General features: G+C 58.5%; 13 protein-coding genes and 1 pseudogene. 1 reads left to right on the plus strand and 13 read right to left on the minus strand.

Annotated features, from left to right (window positions below; translation table 11 throughout):
* Nucleotides 1-1,141: 1,141 nt before the first annotated feature.
* Nucleotides 1,142-1,666, minus strand: coding sequence for a transposase (locus EN745_RS37615; RefSeq protein WP_245265439.1), 525 nt, complete (start codon nucleotides 1,664-1,666; stop codon nucleotides 1,142-1,144).
* 91 nt (nucleotides 1,667-1,757) lie between these two features.
* A pseudogene (locus tag EN745_RS37620) lies at nucleotides 1,758-2,132 on the minus strand (IS110 family transposase); the annotation flags it as partial.
* Nucleotides 2,133-2,833: 701 nt separating this feature from the next.
* Between EN745_RS37620 and EN745_RS14490 the strand changes: the two are divergent.
* Nucleotides 2,834-3,751 carry a LysR family transcriptional regulator gene (locus tag EN745_RS14490; protein ID WP_024505887.1) on the plus strand — a complete coding sequence of 306 codons (918 nt, stop codon included), beginning with the start codon at nucleotides 2,834-2,836 and terminating at the stop codon, nucleotides 3,749-3,751.
* A 48-nt stretch (nucleotides 3,752-3,799) separates the two neighbouring features.
* Here the strand turns inward: EN745_RS14490 and EN745_RS14495 are convergent, their stop codons facing one another.
* The 11 genes from EN745_RS14495 to EN745_RS14545 form a co-directional block, all read right to left on the minus strand.
* Nucleotides 3,800-4,603 carry a TIM barrel protein gene (locus EN745_RS14495; protein ID WP_127421583.1) on the minus strand — a complete coding sequence of 268 codons (804 nt, stop codon included), beginning with the start codon at nucleotides 4,601-4,603 and terminating at the stop codon, nucleotides 3,800-3,802.
* A 164-nt stretch (nucleotides 4,604-4,767) separates the two neighbouring features.
* Nucleotides 4,768-5,829, minus strand: coding sequence for a LacI family DNA-binding transcriptional regulator (locus EN745_RS14500; RefSeq protein ID WP_024505889.1), 1,062 nt, complete (start codon nucleotides 5,827-5,829; stop codon nucleotides 4,768-4,770).
* A gap of 272 nt (nucleotides 5,830-6,101) precedes the next feature.
* Nucleotides 6,102-7,388: a dicarboxylate/amino acid:cation symporter gene (locus EN745_RS14505; protein ID WP_126063813.1), complete on the minus strand. Its 1,287-nt coding sequence runs from the start codon at nucleotides 7,386-7,388 to the stop codon at nucleotides 6,102-6,104.
* Between the two features lie 377 nt (nucleotides 7,389-7,765).
* Nucleotides 7,766-8,527 (minus strand): sulfotransferase, encoded by a 762-nt coding sequence (locus EN745_RS14510; protein ID WP_024505871.1) that lies wholly within the window; start codon nucleotides 8,525-8,527, stop codon nucleotides 7,766-7,768.
* A gap of 289 nt (nucleotides 8,528-8,816) precedes the next feature.
* The gene (locus EN745_RS14515; RefSeq protein ID WP_029356621.1) at nucleotides 8,817-9,605 is read right to left on the minus strand and encodes an ABC transporter permease; all 789 of its coding nucleotides are present in this window, start codon (nucleotides 9,603-9,605) and stop codon (nucleotides 8,817-8,819) included.
* Between the two features lie 3 nt (nucleotides 9,606-9,608).
* The gene (nodI, locus tag EN745_RS14520; protein ID WP_024505873.1) at nucleotides 9,609-10,523 is read right to left on the minus strand and encodes a nodulation factor ABC transporter ATP-binding protein NodI; all 915 of its coding nucleotides are present in this window, start codon (nucleotides 10,521-10,523) and stop codon (nucleotides 9,609-9,611) included.
* A gap of 260 nt (nucleotides 10,524-10,783) precedes the next feature.
* On the minus strand, nucleotides 10,784-12,109 hold the full coding sequence (gene nodC, locus EN745_RS14525; protein WP_032899868.1) for a chitooligosaccharide synthase NodC: 1,326 nt from the start codon (nucleotides 12,107-12,109) through the stop codon (nucleotides 10,784-10,786).
* A 15-nt stretch (nucleotides 12,110-12,124) separates the two neighbouring features.
* Nucleotides 12,125-12,784 carry a chitooligosaccharide deacetylase NodB gene (gene nodB, locus EN745_RS14530; RefSeq protein ID WP_126057632.1) on the minus strand — a complete coding sequence of 220 codons (660 nt, stop codon included), beginning with the start codon at nucleotides 12,782-12,784 and terminating at the stop codon, nucleotides 12,125-12,127.
* Nucleotides 12,781-13,371: a NodA family N-acyltransferase gene (locus tag EN745_RS14535; RefSeq protein WP_024505875.1), complete on the minus strand. Its 591-nt coding sequence runs from the start codon at nucleotides 13,369-13,371 to the stop codon at nucleotides 12,781-12,783. The genes nodB and EN745_RS14535 overlap by 4 nt, the downstream gene beginning before the upstream one ends.
* An 853-nt stretch (nucleotides 13,372-14,224) precedes the next feature.
* Nucleotides 14,225-15,433 (minus strand): beta-ketoacyl-[acyl-carrier-protein] synthase family protein, encoded by a 1,209-nt coding sequence (locus EN745_RS14540; protein ID WP_126057631.1) that lies wholly within the window; start codon nucleotides 15,431-15,433, stop codon nucleotides 14,225-14,227.
* Nucleotides 15,434-15,715, minus strand: a complete 282-nt coding sequence (locus EN745_RS14545; protein ID WP_029356603.1) for an acyl carrier protein — start codon at nucleotides 15,713-15,715, stop codon at nucleotides 15,434-15,436.
* Between the last annotated feature and the right edge of the window lie 204 nt (nucleotides 15,716-15,919).

Genomic DNA, 15,919 nt, shown 5'->3' on the forward strand with positions numbered 1-15,919 from the left:
ATCACGCTTGGGCAACTGACAAAGCCCAATGCTCATAAAGCCGGATCAGGTCCGGCCGGTGTGTGGCGTAGGTGCAGTATGACGATGTGAGCCGCTACACCGTGCGCGTCTCCCAGTCTGTCCATAGGCTCGGAAGAAGTCGGACCCGGTCAGTTGCAACTCCCTTTCCCAGCACTCCACTGCCCGGTAGAGCGCATGAAAAATCTCCTTTCGGGCGGTTTCTTAAGACGCTCGCCACGCCATGAGGCAGTGGGGGCATCGGTGTGCGTCAGGTGCTTCTGCCCATGCAGGATTCCAGAACATTGATGAAATCGTTTGTTTCGATGAAAGGCATCCACACTTTGGATAGTTGACCACGCGTTTCAAAGATCGTGAACTACATCTCGTCGTTGTGCTCGACGCACTCCCGACAGAGCGCAACCTCATGGGCGCGGCATGCAGGATTAACCGAGCCCAGCCGGTCATGAGTGCGGCCGGCGCTCGGCTGCTCGATTATTTGCGCGATAAGCTCGCGACCATGTCCGCGGAGGTATTCAAACTTAACGCTGCGTCCGGGAGCTCTTGCCCTCCAGTTCGCGACGCTCTCCCGCCCATCCAGTGCTCGTTTATTTCGTCGGATAGTTTGACCCGGCTCTACCGAATCGCCGCTTCAGGATCATTCTTCCCGATTTCGTCACGCTCGTATTTTCTGCCGCGTCCTACACCGATTGGGCGCGAACAAAACTGAGCGCCTTGGAACCCGAACCCGTGCGTCGTGACCGGGAGCATCCGGGGCGAACTCATCCGCTCGGGGGCATCGCATCACCGGACGGCGACAGGCACGGTCGACCGGCATCTCGGCATCGGCTGGGAATTCGTCCATGGTCTGCATTGGCGACGACGCTTCCTGAGGCCACGTAGCCCTTATGCCAAGCTGGGCGCCCGGTTTGCGGCATCCGTGCCTACCCTCTTCGGACCTCGTGGGTTCCAACCGGCGACGAGGCGTGCATAGGCGCCCTCGGCCTGCTCCACCCAGCGGCGCTCTTCTTCCCGGTGGCTCTTTATGTTGTAGGCGTGCGCTCCCTTTTGGCCGCGCACAGCCTTGCTCCCGGCCTTGAGTTCCACATCGCGCAAGCTTCTTGGCATGCAGGGAGGGTCGAGCCTACGCGTAACTCTCGCCCTTCTCAACAGATGACAGATCACGACAGAGAGTTTGCGTGCGGTTGCCACGGCCGCGACATGCTGTCCGCGCCGGGCTCGCACGCCGCAGGGAGAAGGCTCGCAACGGTCCGGGAGCACGAGCGGCCGCCCAGGCCGCCTCGACGAGCATGCCGCGCGCATGACCACGGCCCTGCTTGGTGATCCGCCCATGGTAGGCCGGACCTGGCCGGACTGCTGGACGCTTGGGTTCAACCCGAGATAGGTCACGAGCTTCTGCGGATCGTCGAAGCGCGACACGTCGCCGATCGCCGCCCTTCATCGCCAGCGCGACGGTGATGTCGACGCCGGGAATGGTCATCAGCCGCTTCACGCCTTCATCCTCGAGAGCCGAGCGGACAAGATCGCGTTCGATGACCTGGAGGTCTTCGCCCAATCGGTCGAACTCGCGCAGATGCCCATCGATCGCGAGGCGCTCGTCCTGCGGTACGACCTGCTCGATTACCAGGTCCGACCCTTGGCGCCGCACAGGTCGGCATGCGGGCAGGACGGATCAGGTGGCTATGAAGGATCGACTGGATGACGCTCTTCAATCGAGATCTCTGTCGGACAATCTGATTGCGCCGTGTCACCTGTCGACGCAGAGCCTGCGTCGGCTCGTCCGCAATCCAGACTTCTGGCAAGAAGCCGCTGGCATAGAGCTGCGCAAGAACGTCGGCGTCGATCGTCGTTTTGATCTTGGCATAGGCAACGATAAACACCTGTTTCGGCTTGGCGATCCCCACCTTCTTCACATGCGGCGCAATCACAGCTGCAGCGGACGTCGCGCTGCCGGTGGCCTCGATCACCCCGACATCGTTCGGCGACAGCTTCGCGGCGAACGCCGCCAGCAGATCGCGCCGCATGTCGACGCGGCCGAGTCGCCTGAGCCTGCCCTCCTCCCATGCCACTGCTTCGGCGAAGGCGCGGTGAATATCCAGTCCGATGATAAGCATGCCCGTTCCTCCTTCTTGGCTCGGTCAAAGACGGGAGCTGGCGGGCAACACGACATCTACTGATCCGCGCTCGCAGCGCATCCGGGAAAGTCGCCAGGGGCGGCCATGTAACGAGCTCGGGCTCTCAGCCCACGGTCTATTGACGGCCTGCCTGCACCTTTGTGCTCCCGGTGCCCCACGTCCCGGATGGGCTCACCATAAGGGCGTTCCAAAACAAGAACAGCAGGACGAGAAGACACCACAGATCACATACCGGATAGCGGCAAGGCCAAGCGCTTCGTTCAGATAGGCTTGCGCCAATGGGCTTAGGCCGAGCCTACAACAGCTCTCAAAAACGCTGCCGGACTGCTGCATTGGCTCGCCGATACAATTGGCACAGGCCTCACGGCAGCTTAGGATCAAACCGCCCATCAGTCGCCTCGGACTGGAAAGGTGCACCCTATTAGATTCCACGCCCAGCTAGGTCGGGGCCGCCGAAGACGCTGGTTGATAGCCCGGCGCCATCGGCCCGGCGTTTCAAACTGCCAATCTCTGACCTGCACAGTACGAACGATTGCTCGCTTCGGCAGATCACGCGGCTCATATGTCGGACCTTAACGTCATCCATCATAAACTTTTTGCGACAAAAGATTGCAAGAATGCTAAATTGTTAAAGTCGTTTGTTTCGGTTAAAGGCATCCATCCCATGGATGGCTGATGACATGCGTTTCAAAGGACTTGATCTAAATCTCCTCGTTGTGCTCGACGCACTCCTGACGGAGCGTAATCTCTCGGCGGCGGCACGCAGGATCAACCTGAGTCAGCCCGCCATGAGTGCGGCCGTCGCCCGACTGCGCGATTATTTCCGCGATGAACTGTTTACGATAAGAGGTCGCGAACGATTTCTAACCCCGCGTGCGGCAGCATTTGCCCCCGCAGTTCGCGACGCTCTCCAGCACATCCAGTGCTCGATTATTTCTTCGGATCCGTTTGACCCAGCTCGAGCCGATCGCCTCTTCAGGATCATTCTTTCCGATTTCGTCACGCTCGTGTTTTTCGAAAAGCTTGTGGAGCGTATTTCACGGGAAGCCCCCGCCGTCAGCTTCGAACTGCTGCCTGTCGACGATAGCCCCGATGAGCTTCTCCGGCGCGGTGACGTCGATTTTCTAATTCTACCGGATATGTTCACGTCGAGTGTGCATTCAAGCATTGCGCTGTTTGACGAGAAGCTCGTGTGCGTAGGCTGTCCCACAAACAAGCAGCTGCCACAGCAGCTTACATTCGAGAGATACATGTCGATGAGGCACGTCGCGGTCAGGTTCGGGCGTACGATGAAGCCGTCTATCGAGGAATGGTTTTTGCTTGAGCATGGCCTTAAGAGACGTGTCGAGGTCGCCGTGCAGGGCTTCAGCATGATTCCACCTATGGTGTCCGGCACAGCTCGTATAGCGACCATGCCCTTACGGCTGGTCAGGCATTTCGAAAAAACGTTCCCCCTGCGGGTTATCGAACTTCCGCTGCCATTTCCCACATTCACCGAGACCCTCCAATGGCCGGCCCTCCACAATAGCGATCCGGCAAGCATCTGGATGCGGGAGATAATGATACAGGAGGCATCTCGGATGGCTGCCCCGCTGTGAACCCTCGGAAAATTCAGGCGCACCTATAGTCACTACACCTGTCACCATCTACTTTGACGACAATAGCCCTCGCCGGATAAAGTCGATGCTGGCGGCAAGTGCGCCTGCGAGATCGTCCAGAGAATGGACTTCCTCGATCAGCTCGAACGAGAAAGGTCCCGCGTAGCCGCCATCCAGCAGCGCCTGACTCTGGCTGCCATTGTCGGAACCTGCAAGAAAGCGATCGGGGTAAATCCAGAAGGTCGGGTCGTTTACGCTTGAAATGTGCACCAGGCCGGTAAGCTCGCAGAACAGGCATGTCTCCCCGGCCAGGGTGTGGTGGAACGTGTCGTGCACGAGGCGAAAGACGGACTGGCCATCAACCGCGGCAACGGCCTCGGCCGCTTCCTTCTTTGATCGAAGCGAGCAGGTTCGGAAACCCAGCGGCTCGATGAGACCGATCAGACCCCGCGACTGGAGGATTGGCTTGATCTCGTTTAGAGCGAAACGAAGATTGTCCTGGCGCTCGCTATTGGTGGGCCACGAGCTGCGGTTGGCCGGCACCAACACGAGCGTCTCTGCCCCGCACGCCGTCGCATAATCGGCGAGGTTGCTTGCCTCGGCCTGACGCGTTGGAGTCCAGTCGTTGAACCGCTGCAAGGCGTTGACAGAGATGATCGTGACGCCCGCTTCGGTAGCGGCAAACCGAACGTCCGCAGCCGGAATGCCGCGTGCGACAGGATTGCTGAAATGAGGGTAACGGATTTGGACGTCGGTCAGGCCTTGGTCACGGGCAAGCGCGAAAAGCGCACTGACGTCAAGGCGGGGCGCCGCCATGTGATCGAGTGCAAAGCGGGGCGATACCTGGCGCATTGCTTGACTTTCCTTCCATGAAGCGCGGCTGCCATTTCGGCATCCGGCTTCTTTCAAGACGGAACCACGCCGGTTCACAGATCGGACAGAGACGGCCGAGTCAATCGAGCTTTCCTTTCATCGGTGAAAGGAAAATGGGCGCTCATGATAGAAATCCATCAAGGTCAAATATTTTCCGGAAGATAAATGTCGAACGGCAGAAATGTCTGCCCCGGGCTCTCCGCGACGCCGGCTTTGATGGCCCGCTCCATTGCCATTATCAGCTCCTGGCAAAGTCGGCGCATTGGCGTGCCGACCGCCATCGTCAAGATGTCATCCGCAAGCGCCCCACGTGACTGCGGCGTCATTTCACTCACGATCGCGACGAGATCCTGACCGCTCCCCTCTTCTCGGAGCGCGGAAATTGCTCCCTCTATACCCCCGCCGGCCATATAGAAGCCGACGAGCTCTGGTTCCCGCTGCATAAGATCCAGCAATTTTTCGTAAGTGAGCTGCCGTTCATCAAGGTTCACGAGCGGATCAAGCACCTCGAATTTGGGCGCGTTCTCACGAAAATAGGCACGAAAGGCCGTTTCCCGCGTCGCATGCGCCTGGAAGCGATGGCTTCCGACAAACACCGCCACCTTGCCGGGCCGTTTTGCGGCCTTGGAAAACACCCAAGCGGCAGTCCGTCCGACCTTGCTGTTGTTGAGGCCGATGTAGCCCTCGCGCACGCCATCGGCGAAGTCGGATAACAGCGAAAATACCGGGATACCTTTCGCCTTGAGCTCCTCGACTGATGCTGTGATTTTCGGGTGATCGGCCGCCACCATGGCGATCGCCTGGCAGCGGCTTCCAAGGTCCTTAAGAAGCGGGAGCAGGTCACGCGGCAAATGTGACTGCGCGAACTCGATGATCGGAAGGCCGTGGAAGGATTTAGCCATACTGACCGACTCTTCAATATTGCGAGCGAAATCTTGGTAAAAATCGTGGGCAGGTTTTCTCAAGATGAAGCCCAGCTTGTAGTGCGGCAGGTGCTGCTGCAAGCGCTGTTTGATGAGACCGGCAGCATGATAGCCGATCGCGTGCGCGGCCGCATGGACCCGCTGGGCGGTCTCCTCTCGCACCGGAAGGCGGACGTTCAGAACCCGATCGACTGTTGCTACGCTGACTCCGGCTTCGCGGGCGAGATCGGCAATTGTGACGCGCTTTCCCCTAGCGATTCTGATCGGCCGGTCCTCCGTCATCCGGTGCGATCCCGCGACGGCTTGGGGCGGCAAGCTGAAATAGTTACCACACCCCACGGTTGATAACGCATTCGACGAACAGCGCTCCATGCGGACCCAGATGAGTTTCCGTGAACCGTTCGTTTGCTTAGGGGCTTCATGGTGTTGTATTACTCTCCGCGTTAGTACACTATTTCCAGCGCTCTTTGGAGGCCGGCAATTCGACTGCTGTGAAGGCCGTGACTTACACGTCGCGCTATTGCTTGCTTGCGGGGAGCCCGTTTGATGTAACCCTAACCGCGGAAAGCGGCTTCCATCCGGGACTGGTCCAATTCGCCTTCCCAGCGAGCGACAACGAGCGATGCCACCGCATTACCGACTAAATTCGTCAGCGCGCGGCATTCCGACATGAAGCGGTCCACGCCAAGAATTAGAGCCATTCCGGCAACGGGAACACTCGGCACGACAGACAGAGTAGCGGCCAATGTGATGAAGCCGGCGCCGGTGACGCCTGCCGCACCCTTCGAGGAAAGCATCGCAATTAGCAGCAGGAGGATCTGATCGGCAATTGACAAATCTGTGTTCGTCGCCTGCGCGATGAAGAGGGCGGCGATCGTCATGTAGATATTGGTGCCGTCCAGATTGAATGAGTATCCAGTAGGGATGACGAGACTTACGACCGAACGCGCGGCGCCGGCCTTCTCCATCTTCTCCATGAGCGAGGGCAGCGCGGCCTCCGAGGAGGACGTTGCCAGGACAAGCAGCAGCTCGTCCTTGATGTAGCGGACAAGAGAAAAGATCGAGAAGCCGTTGCAGCGGCAGACCACGCCGAGAACCCCGAACACGAAGAGGAAGGCGGTCAGATAGAACGTCGCGACCAGTATCGCGAGGTTGGCCACCGAACCGATTCCGTATTTGCCGATCGTAAAGGCCATAGCGCCGAAGGCGCCGATGGGTGCAGCCTTCATCAGAATGCCGACGAGCTTAAAAATGGGGGCGGTGAGCGCCTGGAGAAAGGTAACGACCGGCCTGCTCGTCTCTCCGGTCATCGCCAGAGCAATGCCGAACAAGACCGAGAAGAACAAGACTTGCAGGATGTCGCCTTCCGCGAAGGCACTGGCAATCGTTGACGGGATGATGTTCATCAGGAAGCTGGTCACGGACTGCTCGTGAGCCGTGGCCACATAGCCCTTAACGGCTTCGACATCGAGCGAGGCCGGATCGATGTTGAGGCCGGCGCCAGGCTGAACGATATTCGCGACAATCAGCCCGACAACGAGTGCAAGCGTCGAGAAGGTAAGGAAATAAACCATCGCCTTGGCGGCAACTCGGCCGACCTTCTGCAGATCGCTCATGCCGGCAATGCCGGTCGCAATTGTCAGGAAGATGACAGGTGCGATAATCATCTTGATGACTTTGATGAAGGCATCGCCGAGCGGCTTCAGGCTTTGGCCGGTTTCCGGATAGAGGTAGCCAATTGCGGCTCCAAGGACCATGGCGGCAAGTACCTGCACGTAGGTCCGGGCAAAATGGCGCTTGCGGGGCGCTGCGATCGCGCGGGGGACTCTTGGAACCAACATCGTTTCTCTCTCCCTGACCGGATCGGGGTGGGGGCTCCTCCTTCTCCCATGCTGCGCTCCGGTCGAGCGCTGCTGTCATCTCGGAGCAAGCGCCGTGCCAACTGGACGCCTGTCCCGTCCAGCGAGATTGGTGCAGTTGCGCACTGGAACCCTCCACCTTGCCGGAATTCTGCACTCGAGGCTCGCCAAAGATCGCGTCTGAGGAAGTGCTTCATCAGAGAGGGAATTGACCAGGTCGCCTTGCGCCCGTGCCCTTTGATGTTCGCCGCAGATCGACTGCCGGTTGCCTTGGTGACTTTGGTTTGTCAGTTTTGGAACGGAATGCGCGCAAACTGCAGGATATCCTACACGCCCATCAGAGCACGCGGTACAAGCGATTAAGCGTAGGAGCGCATTGAATCTCCGAGGTCAAAAAATCTTGAATAAGGTCCGCGTGCGAAGTGAATCCGCAACTCGTCAAAGTTCTCCACCGTTTGATCAAGCGGTCGCGTTTCCTGGCGCTGCAAGATGGCGTTATCTGATGGCTCAAGCGCTGGAACGCCCAGGAAATCCCAAACCGCTCCCAAGCATTGGGCAGGTTCGTGAAGTAGGCTCTCGTATTCCATTACAAGCAGGTTGGTCGACGTGAAGGAGTCCATAACGCGAGCGTGAAAATCGTCGGCGGCTTTGAAATAAGCCTCACAGTCGGCGATTGACAACCTGACGCTCGGTGGCCGAGCGGTATCGTTGTCCGAGCTGAACTTCAGCCACTGACCGCTTTCCCTGGCCTGCACAAAGGATCGGAGCGATTCCAATACGTTTCGGCGAACAACGAGGATGACCTTGAGTGCTGGCCAACGAGCTAATTCCGCAAAGAATGCTGGACGCTCGCGAAACTGAGGTTCATTGATCTTGCAGCCAAGATGCGTCACATTCTTGTAGTCGCGCATAGGGCAGCGCACATAGGCAAGCTCAAGAAGCTCGCGATCCGTGCCTAGCAGGCGATCCGTGCTGGGCCAATTGGGATCATATTCGTTTAGCAACTCACCGTTACTCAGAACGGTCGGATGCTCGTTTAGCAATTCTTCTAAATAGTGTGTTCCGGTCCTTGGCATAGCAAGGATCACAAAAGGCTCAGGAGTTGGTTCGTTGTGGGTCATTGCATGTGTATCCAACTAAATAATGGCCGCGACGGTCTGGGGACGCGCACAAGAAGCTTGGCTGCTATCGCTTGAACGCTCCGGGTGGGTCCGCGCGCCTCACCACCCAGCCTGTACTCCGAGGTGTGGTCGCGAAGATGGGCGCGTGCCTGCAGCGGCTGGGTGGCGCCCGGCTTCGGCGTTGTTGTACCACTCGCGATTCCTGGCACACGCATGCCTCCGGGCCGCTGGGGGCAGTTTGCAATCCGGCATTGCGGACCTCCTTCTCGTTGATGGGCGTAGGTAAGCGTCAACGCATTAGTCGTCGATGAAACAGTCCAGCCGACAGAAAAAAAGGCAATACAGCGAACATGCAAAGTGCGCCTATATGCAGCCCTACATTGTCGCCCAGGCGGCCGAGCATCACCGGACGGATTAGATCGATAGAATTCGCCAGCGGCGAGAAGGCCGCAATCTGCTGAAACACTCCTGGCAATTGGCCGACTGGAAAAACCGCGCCCGAAAGGAACAGCATGGGTGTGATGACAAGCGTCTGATAGAAAATAAAATAGTGATAACTGGGCGCGAGCGCGATGACGAGCATGGCCAGGCTCGCAAAGGCGAACCCGGTGAGAGCGATGACCGGCAGCACGTAGAGAACCGACGTCCACGCGGCATAACCTAGCGCGGCGGCAACAATCGCAATTGTCGTACCGGCCAGAAAGGCCTTTGTGGCTGCCCAGGTCAATTCACCGAGAACGATGTCGCCGAGGGTAAGTTGTGTGTGCAGGATTGCTTCCCAAGTGCCCTGATCGCGCATTCGACCGAAAACCGCGTAAATTGTTTCGAAGGTTGATGCTGTCATCGCGCTCGTCGCAACCATGCCGGCTGCCAGAAAGGCGATGTAGGATGCACCTTCGATGCGGCCTACCAACAGTCCAAGGCCAGTGCCGAGCCCGAAAAGGTAAATCATCGGATCAGCAAGGGTGCCGAGCATTGAAGCAAATGCCACCTTCTTCCATGCCAGATGATTGCGGCGCCACACCGCGATCCAGTTCCAGGCGTTGGCGGGTAGAGCGGCCGCAAAACGTTCACCCATTGCTCACTTCTCCATCTCACGTCCGGTTAACCTCAAGAAAACGTCCTCCAGACTGGGTGGACGCTCTAGAATACGCAGACCCGCTCGACCGCGAAGCTGGATGCGCACATCCTCCGGCTCAGGCGCATAGCAAAAGAGCGTCTCGCCGCTTACCTCGACACGCTGAACGTACGGTCTGATCAGCGAAATCAGCTCCTGTGGATTGCCGCCGAAGATCTCGATCACGTTGCACCCAATGTACTCGTCGATCAGCGCATGAGGACTGCCCTCGGCGATCTTGCGTCCCCGCTCGAGAACACACAGCCGATCACAAAGCCGCTCAGCCTCTTCCATGAAATGGGTGGTCAAAATGATCGTTTTTCCGCTCGCCAGCAGGAAACGAAGTCGCTCCCAGATCAGATGGCGGGCATGCGGGTCGAGGCCGGTCGTGGGCTCATCCATCACAAGCAACTGGGGGTCGTTGATCAGAGCACGTGCCAGCGTCAGGCGCCGCTTCATCCCGCCGGATAGCAGGCCGACACGTGAATCCGCCTTGCTCTCAAGGCGAGCGAACTCGAGGAGCCGTGGGATGACGGCGTTGATCTCTCTTGTACTCATGCCGAAGTAGCGCCCGAACACCAACAGGTTCTCGCGTACCGTAAATTCCAGGTCGAGATTGTCGAACTGCGGGACCACGCCTATGCCCTTGCGGGCCAAGCGGCTGCGTGCCGGCACTGGTAGACCGAGGACTGTTATATCACCCGCGTCAGGCCGGGTCATACCGAGGAGCATACGCGCAATCGTGCTCTTGCCTGCGCCGTTCGGCCCCAGCAGACCGAAGCACTCTCCCGATGCAACGGTGAAGGACAGCCCGTCCACAACGAGCTTGTTTCCGAATAATTTGGTTACGCCGGTAAGGTCGATTGCTACATTGGACATGCGTCTATCTCAAGCGGAATGAGTCCGATTGGCCACCGGCAGCTTACTTGCGAATTCTGGTTCAGAGCAGGCCACCGCCTTGAGATGGCACCTTTGGAAAGTCGCGGCCGGAGCGACGCGTGTATCGCTTCCGCCAAAGAATAACGTCAAGATGCCACGTGTCGCTTCCAGATAGTTCCCGTTCTGACCATAGGTAACTCGAAAGCTTCACCCCGTGTCGACTGACACAACTTACTCGGTCACTCGGCGCTGCAAGGCCGTCAGACTTCACCAGCTGTGAGCGAAAGATCTGCAGTATGAAGTGACTCCGCAATTCCAGAATTGCCCGCAGCATTTGCTCCGGCAAGCGGCATCGCGCTTGTGATTTCCTTTGTGCTCCTGTTGGGCAGGGGAACACTTTTACGCGACAGCCAATCGCTATTGCTCAATGTACACAGGGCGTAAGCCTTCAAGGGGATCAACAGGAATATCCTGATTAACGCGTGCATTGAATAGCCGATGAATCGAAGCTGCCGAGTGCGGAAAGATAACACCGTAGATCTGATTATGGTCATCGTGACAATAGCCAGCACCGTCCACCAATTTACTGTATGTGAAAATAGTAGCTCACCGAGCGCCGTTACTACCGCGATGCCGAGCAACAATGGGCCGAGATTCTCTCCCATCACATCCAAAGTTAGATAGCGATCCAGGCCACGCAGTAGACCTCGCGCAAGCATCGTGTCCCGGAAGGTGCTTCGTGCCCAGCGGAGTTGTTGGCGCAAATAAGGTCCCATCTTGTCCGGAACGACTGTCGCCGCGACGGCACCTGGAACGTACTCGGTTCGAAAGCCTGCTTTCAGCATGAGGATCGTAAGATGACGGTCTTCACCGAAGTCGCTTGGTTTCCCCCTGAACAGCTGCGTCTCGTATTGATCCAGCAGAGAAAGGAGACAAGACCGGCGGTACATTGCACATGGGCCGCAGCAGCACATGACCGCACCAAAGCGACCTTGCGCCGCGCGCTCCTCATTGCAAGCCAGCCAGTATTCCATATCGATCAATCGGGTCAACCAAGTGTCGCTGCGGTTGTATGCCGTCAGCTGGCCCATGGCCGCTCCGACCATGGAATCCCGCATTTTTACTGCAAGCTTTGTGATGACGTCGGACGCAAGTGTCGTGTCAGAGTCGACGCTGAGCACGAAATCTCCAGATGAGCGGCGGATGGCGGCGATCTGCGCCTTGCGTTTGCCAACATTCTCGCGGAGCAGAATGAAATTGAATCTCGGGTCGCCCTCGTAGGCGTGATGTACCGGGATGACGGCATTACGATTTCCAGAACCGTCGTCAACCAGATAGACCTGAAATGTTCCGGCGTAATCTTGATTTGCAATGGAAGCTAAACACGCCGCGAGTGTGCGCGGGTCCTCATTGTAGCAGGGGATAATGACATCCACGCTCGGCCAACGGTCGGATCCGAACAAGCTTTCCGACGGCGGCGTAACATTTTCCGGTTGGGAGTAGACCGCTTGCATGCCTCTGTAAACAGTCGAGAGCACCGCATAAGACGAAACGGCAACAGTACTGGCTGTGGTGAGAAGGTCCATAGGATCTCTGTTTGTTCAGGGGTGTTGAGGAAGTGATCGGATTACAAATCCGCGGCCGTGCAATTCTGGAATTAGGCGTGACAACGCTGTCACCGTCTGGTCGCGCAGACTGGCTTGATTGCCTGGTTGCAATTCGTCGGGAGCGCACCCGTCGTGCAACAGCACGATTGCGCCCGGCCGGATATCGGCGAGCACTCTGTCGACGATGGCGTCAACGCCGGGGCGAGACCAGTCGCGTGGATCAATGGACCAATGGACGGGCGCCAATGCCGCACCCGCTGATGCAGCGATTACTTCTTCGGTCCAGATGCCATACGGTGCACGAAAGTACCGAACCATGGCCTGCGGGCAAGCCATCCCTATGACTCTGTTTGCCTCAACTATCTGGCAGTCGACTTCGACGGACCCGCATTTGGCCAGGTCCGGATGAGTCATCGTGTGGTTGGCTATACCGTGCCCGTCTGTAATAATTCGGCGAACGAGTTCCGGCTCGTCGGCCGCGTAGGCCCCAACAACGAAGAAGGTCGCCGTCACCTGATGTTGCGCCAGCACATTGAGTATCTGCGGTGTGAAAAATGAATTGGGACCATCGTCAAACGTCAGATAGACGCTGCGCTCTGCAGTGCCATCGGCATTGTCACTCTGCCCTTCGCATATGTAGTCCAGAGGCTTCATAGTTCCGGACCGTTCCGGTCGATCAGGGTACCGGACGGCCACTCGTCCATCGAGCGTCCGATCGGCGAAACCAACACGAGTACGTCTTCCAGGCGCGTGGGCGGCAGGTCGGGATGCACATCTGGACGGGTCGATCGTACGCGAACGCCCGACACAATGTTCGCGAGGCCGGCTCTGCAGAATCTTTCGACATGGTTTCGCAGCGCGTGCCGAACCGTGCCGAAAGCGAATGGAACACCCAACTGATGGAGCACTGGGTACGCCACGCGCATCGAAAAACCGATTCCGAGCCCTTCAAGATCCGGACGAACCGCGTACAGGCCCAATTCAGCGACGATCAAGTCGACCTCGCCAACTTTGATGAAGCGCCGCAGCATGCCGATGTGAGCCGCTACCCCATGCGCGTCGTAGCCGATTGCGCGGAATTCCGGCCTCGCGCCGGCCCAACTGCGGCCGCCTTCGAATGGCTCCGCGTTGAAGGCGCCAGTCCGTCCATAGGTCTTTCGAAAAAAGTCGGAGAGTTCGACATGGTCGGCCAGTTGCAGCTCATTTTCCCAGCACAACTTCCAATCGACATTCGGGCGCATGGAAGACCTCACCTTGGAGCTGTCTGGTTGAGATAAATGTCCAAGCATTGGTTAAATAATTGGCATCGCACCAACGGGGCGTAACTTGTGGAGACCGCCGAAAGACCAAGCCGTAATGCAGATGCGACTGACTTTGTGCGCCCCGCACACCAGATGATGCTCCTCGGATCCAACGCAACCATGGGAACTACCTATCTTTCCAACTTGAAGCGCCTCTATGGGACCTGCAGCAAAAACGGTAAAATCCTTTGTTTAGATGAAAGGTATCCACGCTTTGGATAACTGGGCGAATGCGTTCCATATGGCTGGTCAATTATCGTCGTCACGCTCGAGGCACTTCTGACGAAGCGCAAAGCTCACGCCCGCGGCACGCGCGGCCGTTGCCGGGCCGCGCGATTATCTCCGTAAGAGCCGAGCGGAGCTCAGACACGACGATTGATCAGAATCTGATTCGCGGGTTCAGTATCTCTTTCGTGTATCCAGCTCTGGGCTGTCCTTTGGCGGGAGTTAGGTTCGCCCAGGTTCTGAGCCTGGGGCGTCGGCCCGTTCGCCGCACAGGCTCCTTCGCACATCGTCGAGGCCGAGAAAGAGGGGGCCACACAGCTCCCCCTGTACTTTCCACCACCCGACACCAGCGCTCACCCAGGGCGCCGGCCTTGCTCACCTCAACGGATAGCGCACTCGCGCCGCTTCACGATTAAAAGAATTCTACAAGCAGATGCCTGTTTGATCGTGAGACGTCCGCTGCCAATTCCCGCATCGCAGAGGCAGCCAATAGCGCTCGCTTCACATAGTGGTCCGGCAAGCAGCTAGATACGACAGGTGACCTCAAATGAGGCGTCTTGCATGGCTTCTACACCTGCCTGAATGCCAGAACTGCGTTCGTACCGCCCATGGCGAAGGCGTTGCTCATGGCGACGCGCACCTTGCGCTCGCGCGGCACATTGGGTGTGATGTCGAGGTCGCAAGCGGGATCTGGCTCGCGATAGTTGGCGGTCGGCGGCACGACGTCCTCTTGGATTGCCATCACGCAGGCGATCATTTCAAGCGCGCTCGCTGCGCCGAGGCAATGCGCGTGCGTGGACTTGGTGGAAGAGATGGACATCAAATAAGCGTGGTTTCCAAACACACGCTTGATCGCCGCCGTTTCAGTCTGATCATTGCTTTTGGTACCGGTGCCGTGCGCGTTGAGGTAGTCGACGTCCTCGGCATTCAGCCCGGCATCGGCAAGGCAGGCGCGCATCGCCGACGCTGGCCCCTCGACAGATGGCGCGGCAATGTGGAAGGCATCGGCGGAAAGGCCGACGCCGGCGATCTCGGCAAGAATTGTGGCACCACGCCTCGTGGCATGCTCGTAGCTTTCCAGCACGGCCATGCCCGCACCCTCGCCCAGCACCAGGCCCTTCCTATCGGCGGAGAAGGGCCGGCAGGTATCGGGTGAAAGCACGCGCATTGCTTCCCATGCTTTCAGCACGCCCCATGCGAAGGGTGCGTCGCTGCCTCCGGAAACCATTACGTCGGCCCGGCCCAGCTTGATCTGGTCCACCGCCGAGGCGATCGCATGGTTGGCCGAGGCACATGCGGAGGTCACCCCGAAGACCGGCCCGCGCAAGCCGAGGCTCAAGCTAAGATGGACGGAAGCGGCGCTGGGCATCACCTTTACTCCAGTGAAGAGTTCAGCACGGATTGCGCTACCCAAAAGCAGTGAGCGGTAAGTTTGTTCTGTTGCGTATGAACCGGTAAATCCGACGCCCACTGTCGCGCCGAAGCGATGGGCATTCCCCTCGTCCCAGGAAAGTCCGGCCTGCCGCATGGCTTCGCGCGCTGCAAGCACGGCGAGCAAGCTGAAGCGGTCCATGGAGATGAGATGCCCCCGGTTGATGTCGTGCTGGGGCAGCGCCTTGATCTCAGCGCCGGTCATGCCCTCCAGGTCATGAAGCTCGGAATTGGCGATCGGGCCGATGGCGGAGCGGCCTTCGCGCATCTCTTTCCACATAGAGGCGGCGTCGGTGCCCAGTCCGCACAGGCCGCCCACTCCGGTGATAACGACGCGCCTGTCCATTCAAGCCTCCTTCGCAAGCAAGCCGCGGACGGCTTCCACGACGTCGCCGACATTCTTGAGATTGGACCAGGCATCGGCCGTGTTCATGTCGATCTTGATGCCGTAGGCCTGCTCCACATCCCAGAGGACGTCCGCCAAACCCAGCGAATCAAACCCGAGCGCGTCCAGTTCCGTGGCGATTGTTATCTCGCCGACGAATGACGCAGGCATTCCCTCACCGCTCTCCGACTCGGCGCGTTTCTTGATCAGGGCAATGACGTCCGTTGCGAATTGATCGGCCATTCTGTTTCCTGTCTTTCTTTCCCGCGTTTCGACCTGGACGCGGCTCAGTTCCTGAGGCGCGCCGCGTCGCGAAAGCCATCACGCTTGGGCAACTGACAAAGCCCAATGCTCATAAAGCCGGATCAGGTCCGGCCGGTGTGTGGCGTAGGTGCAGTATGACGATGTGAGCCGCTACACCGTGCGCGTCTCCCAGTCTGTCCATAG

This window comes from Mesorhizobium sp. M4A.F.Ca.ET.022.05.2.1, from assembly GCF_003998845.1.
Lineage (GTDB): Bacteria > Pseudomonadota > Alphaproteobacteria > Rhizobiales > Rhizobiaceae > Mesorhizobium.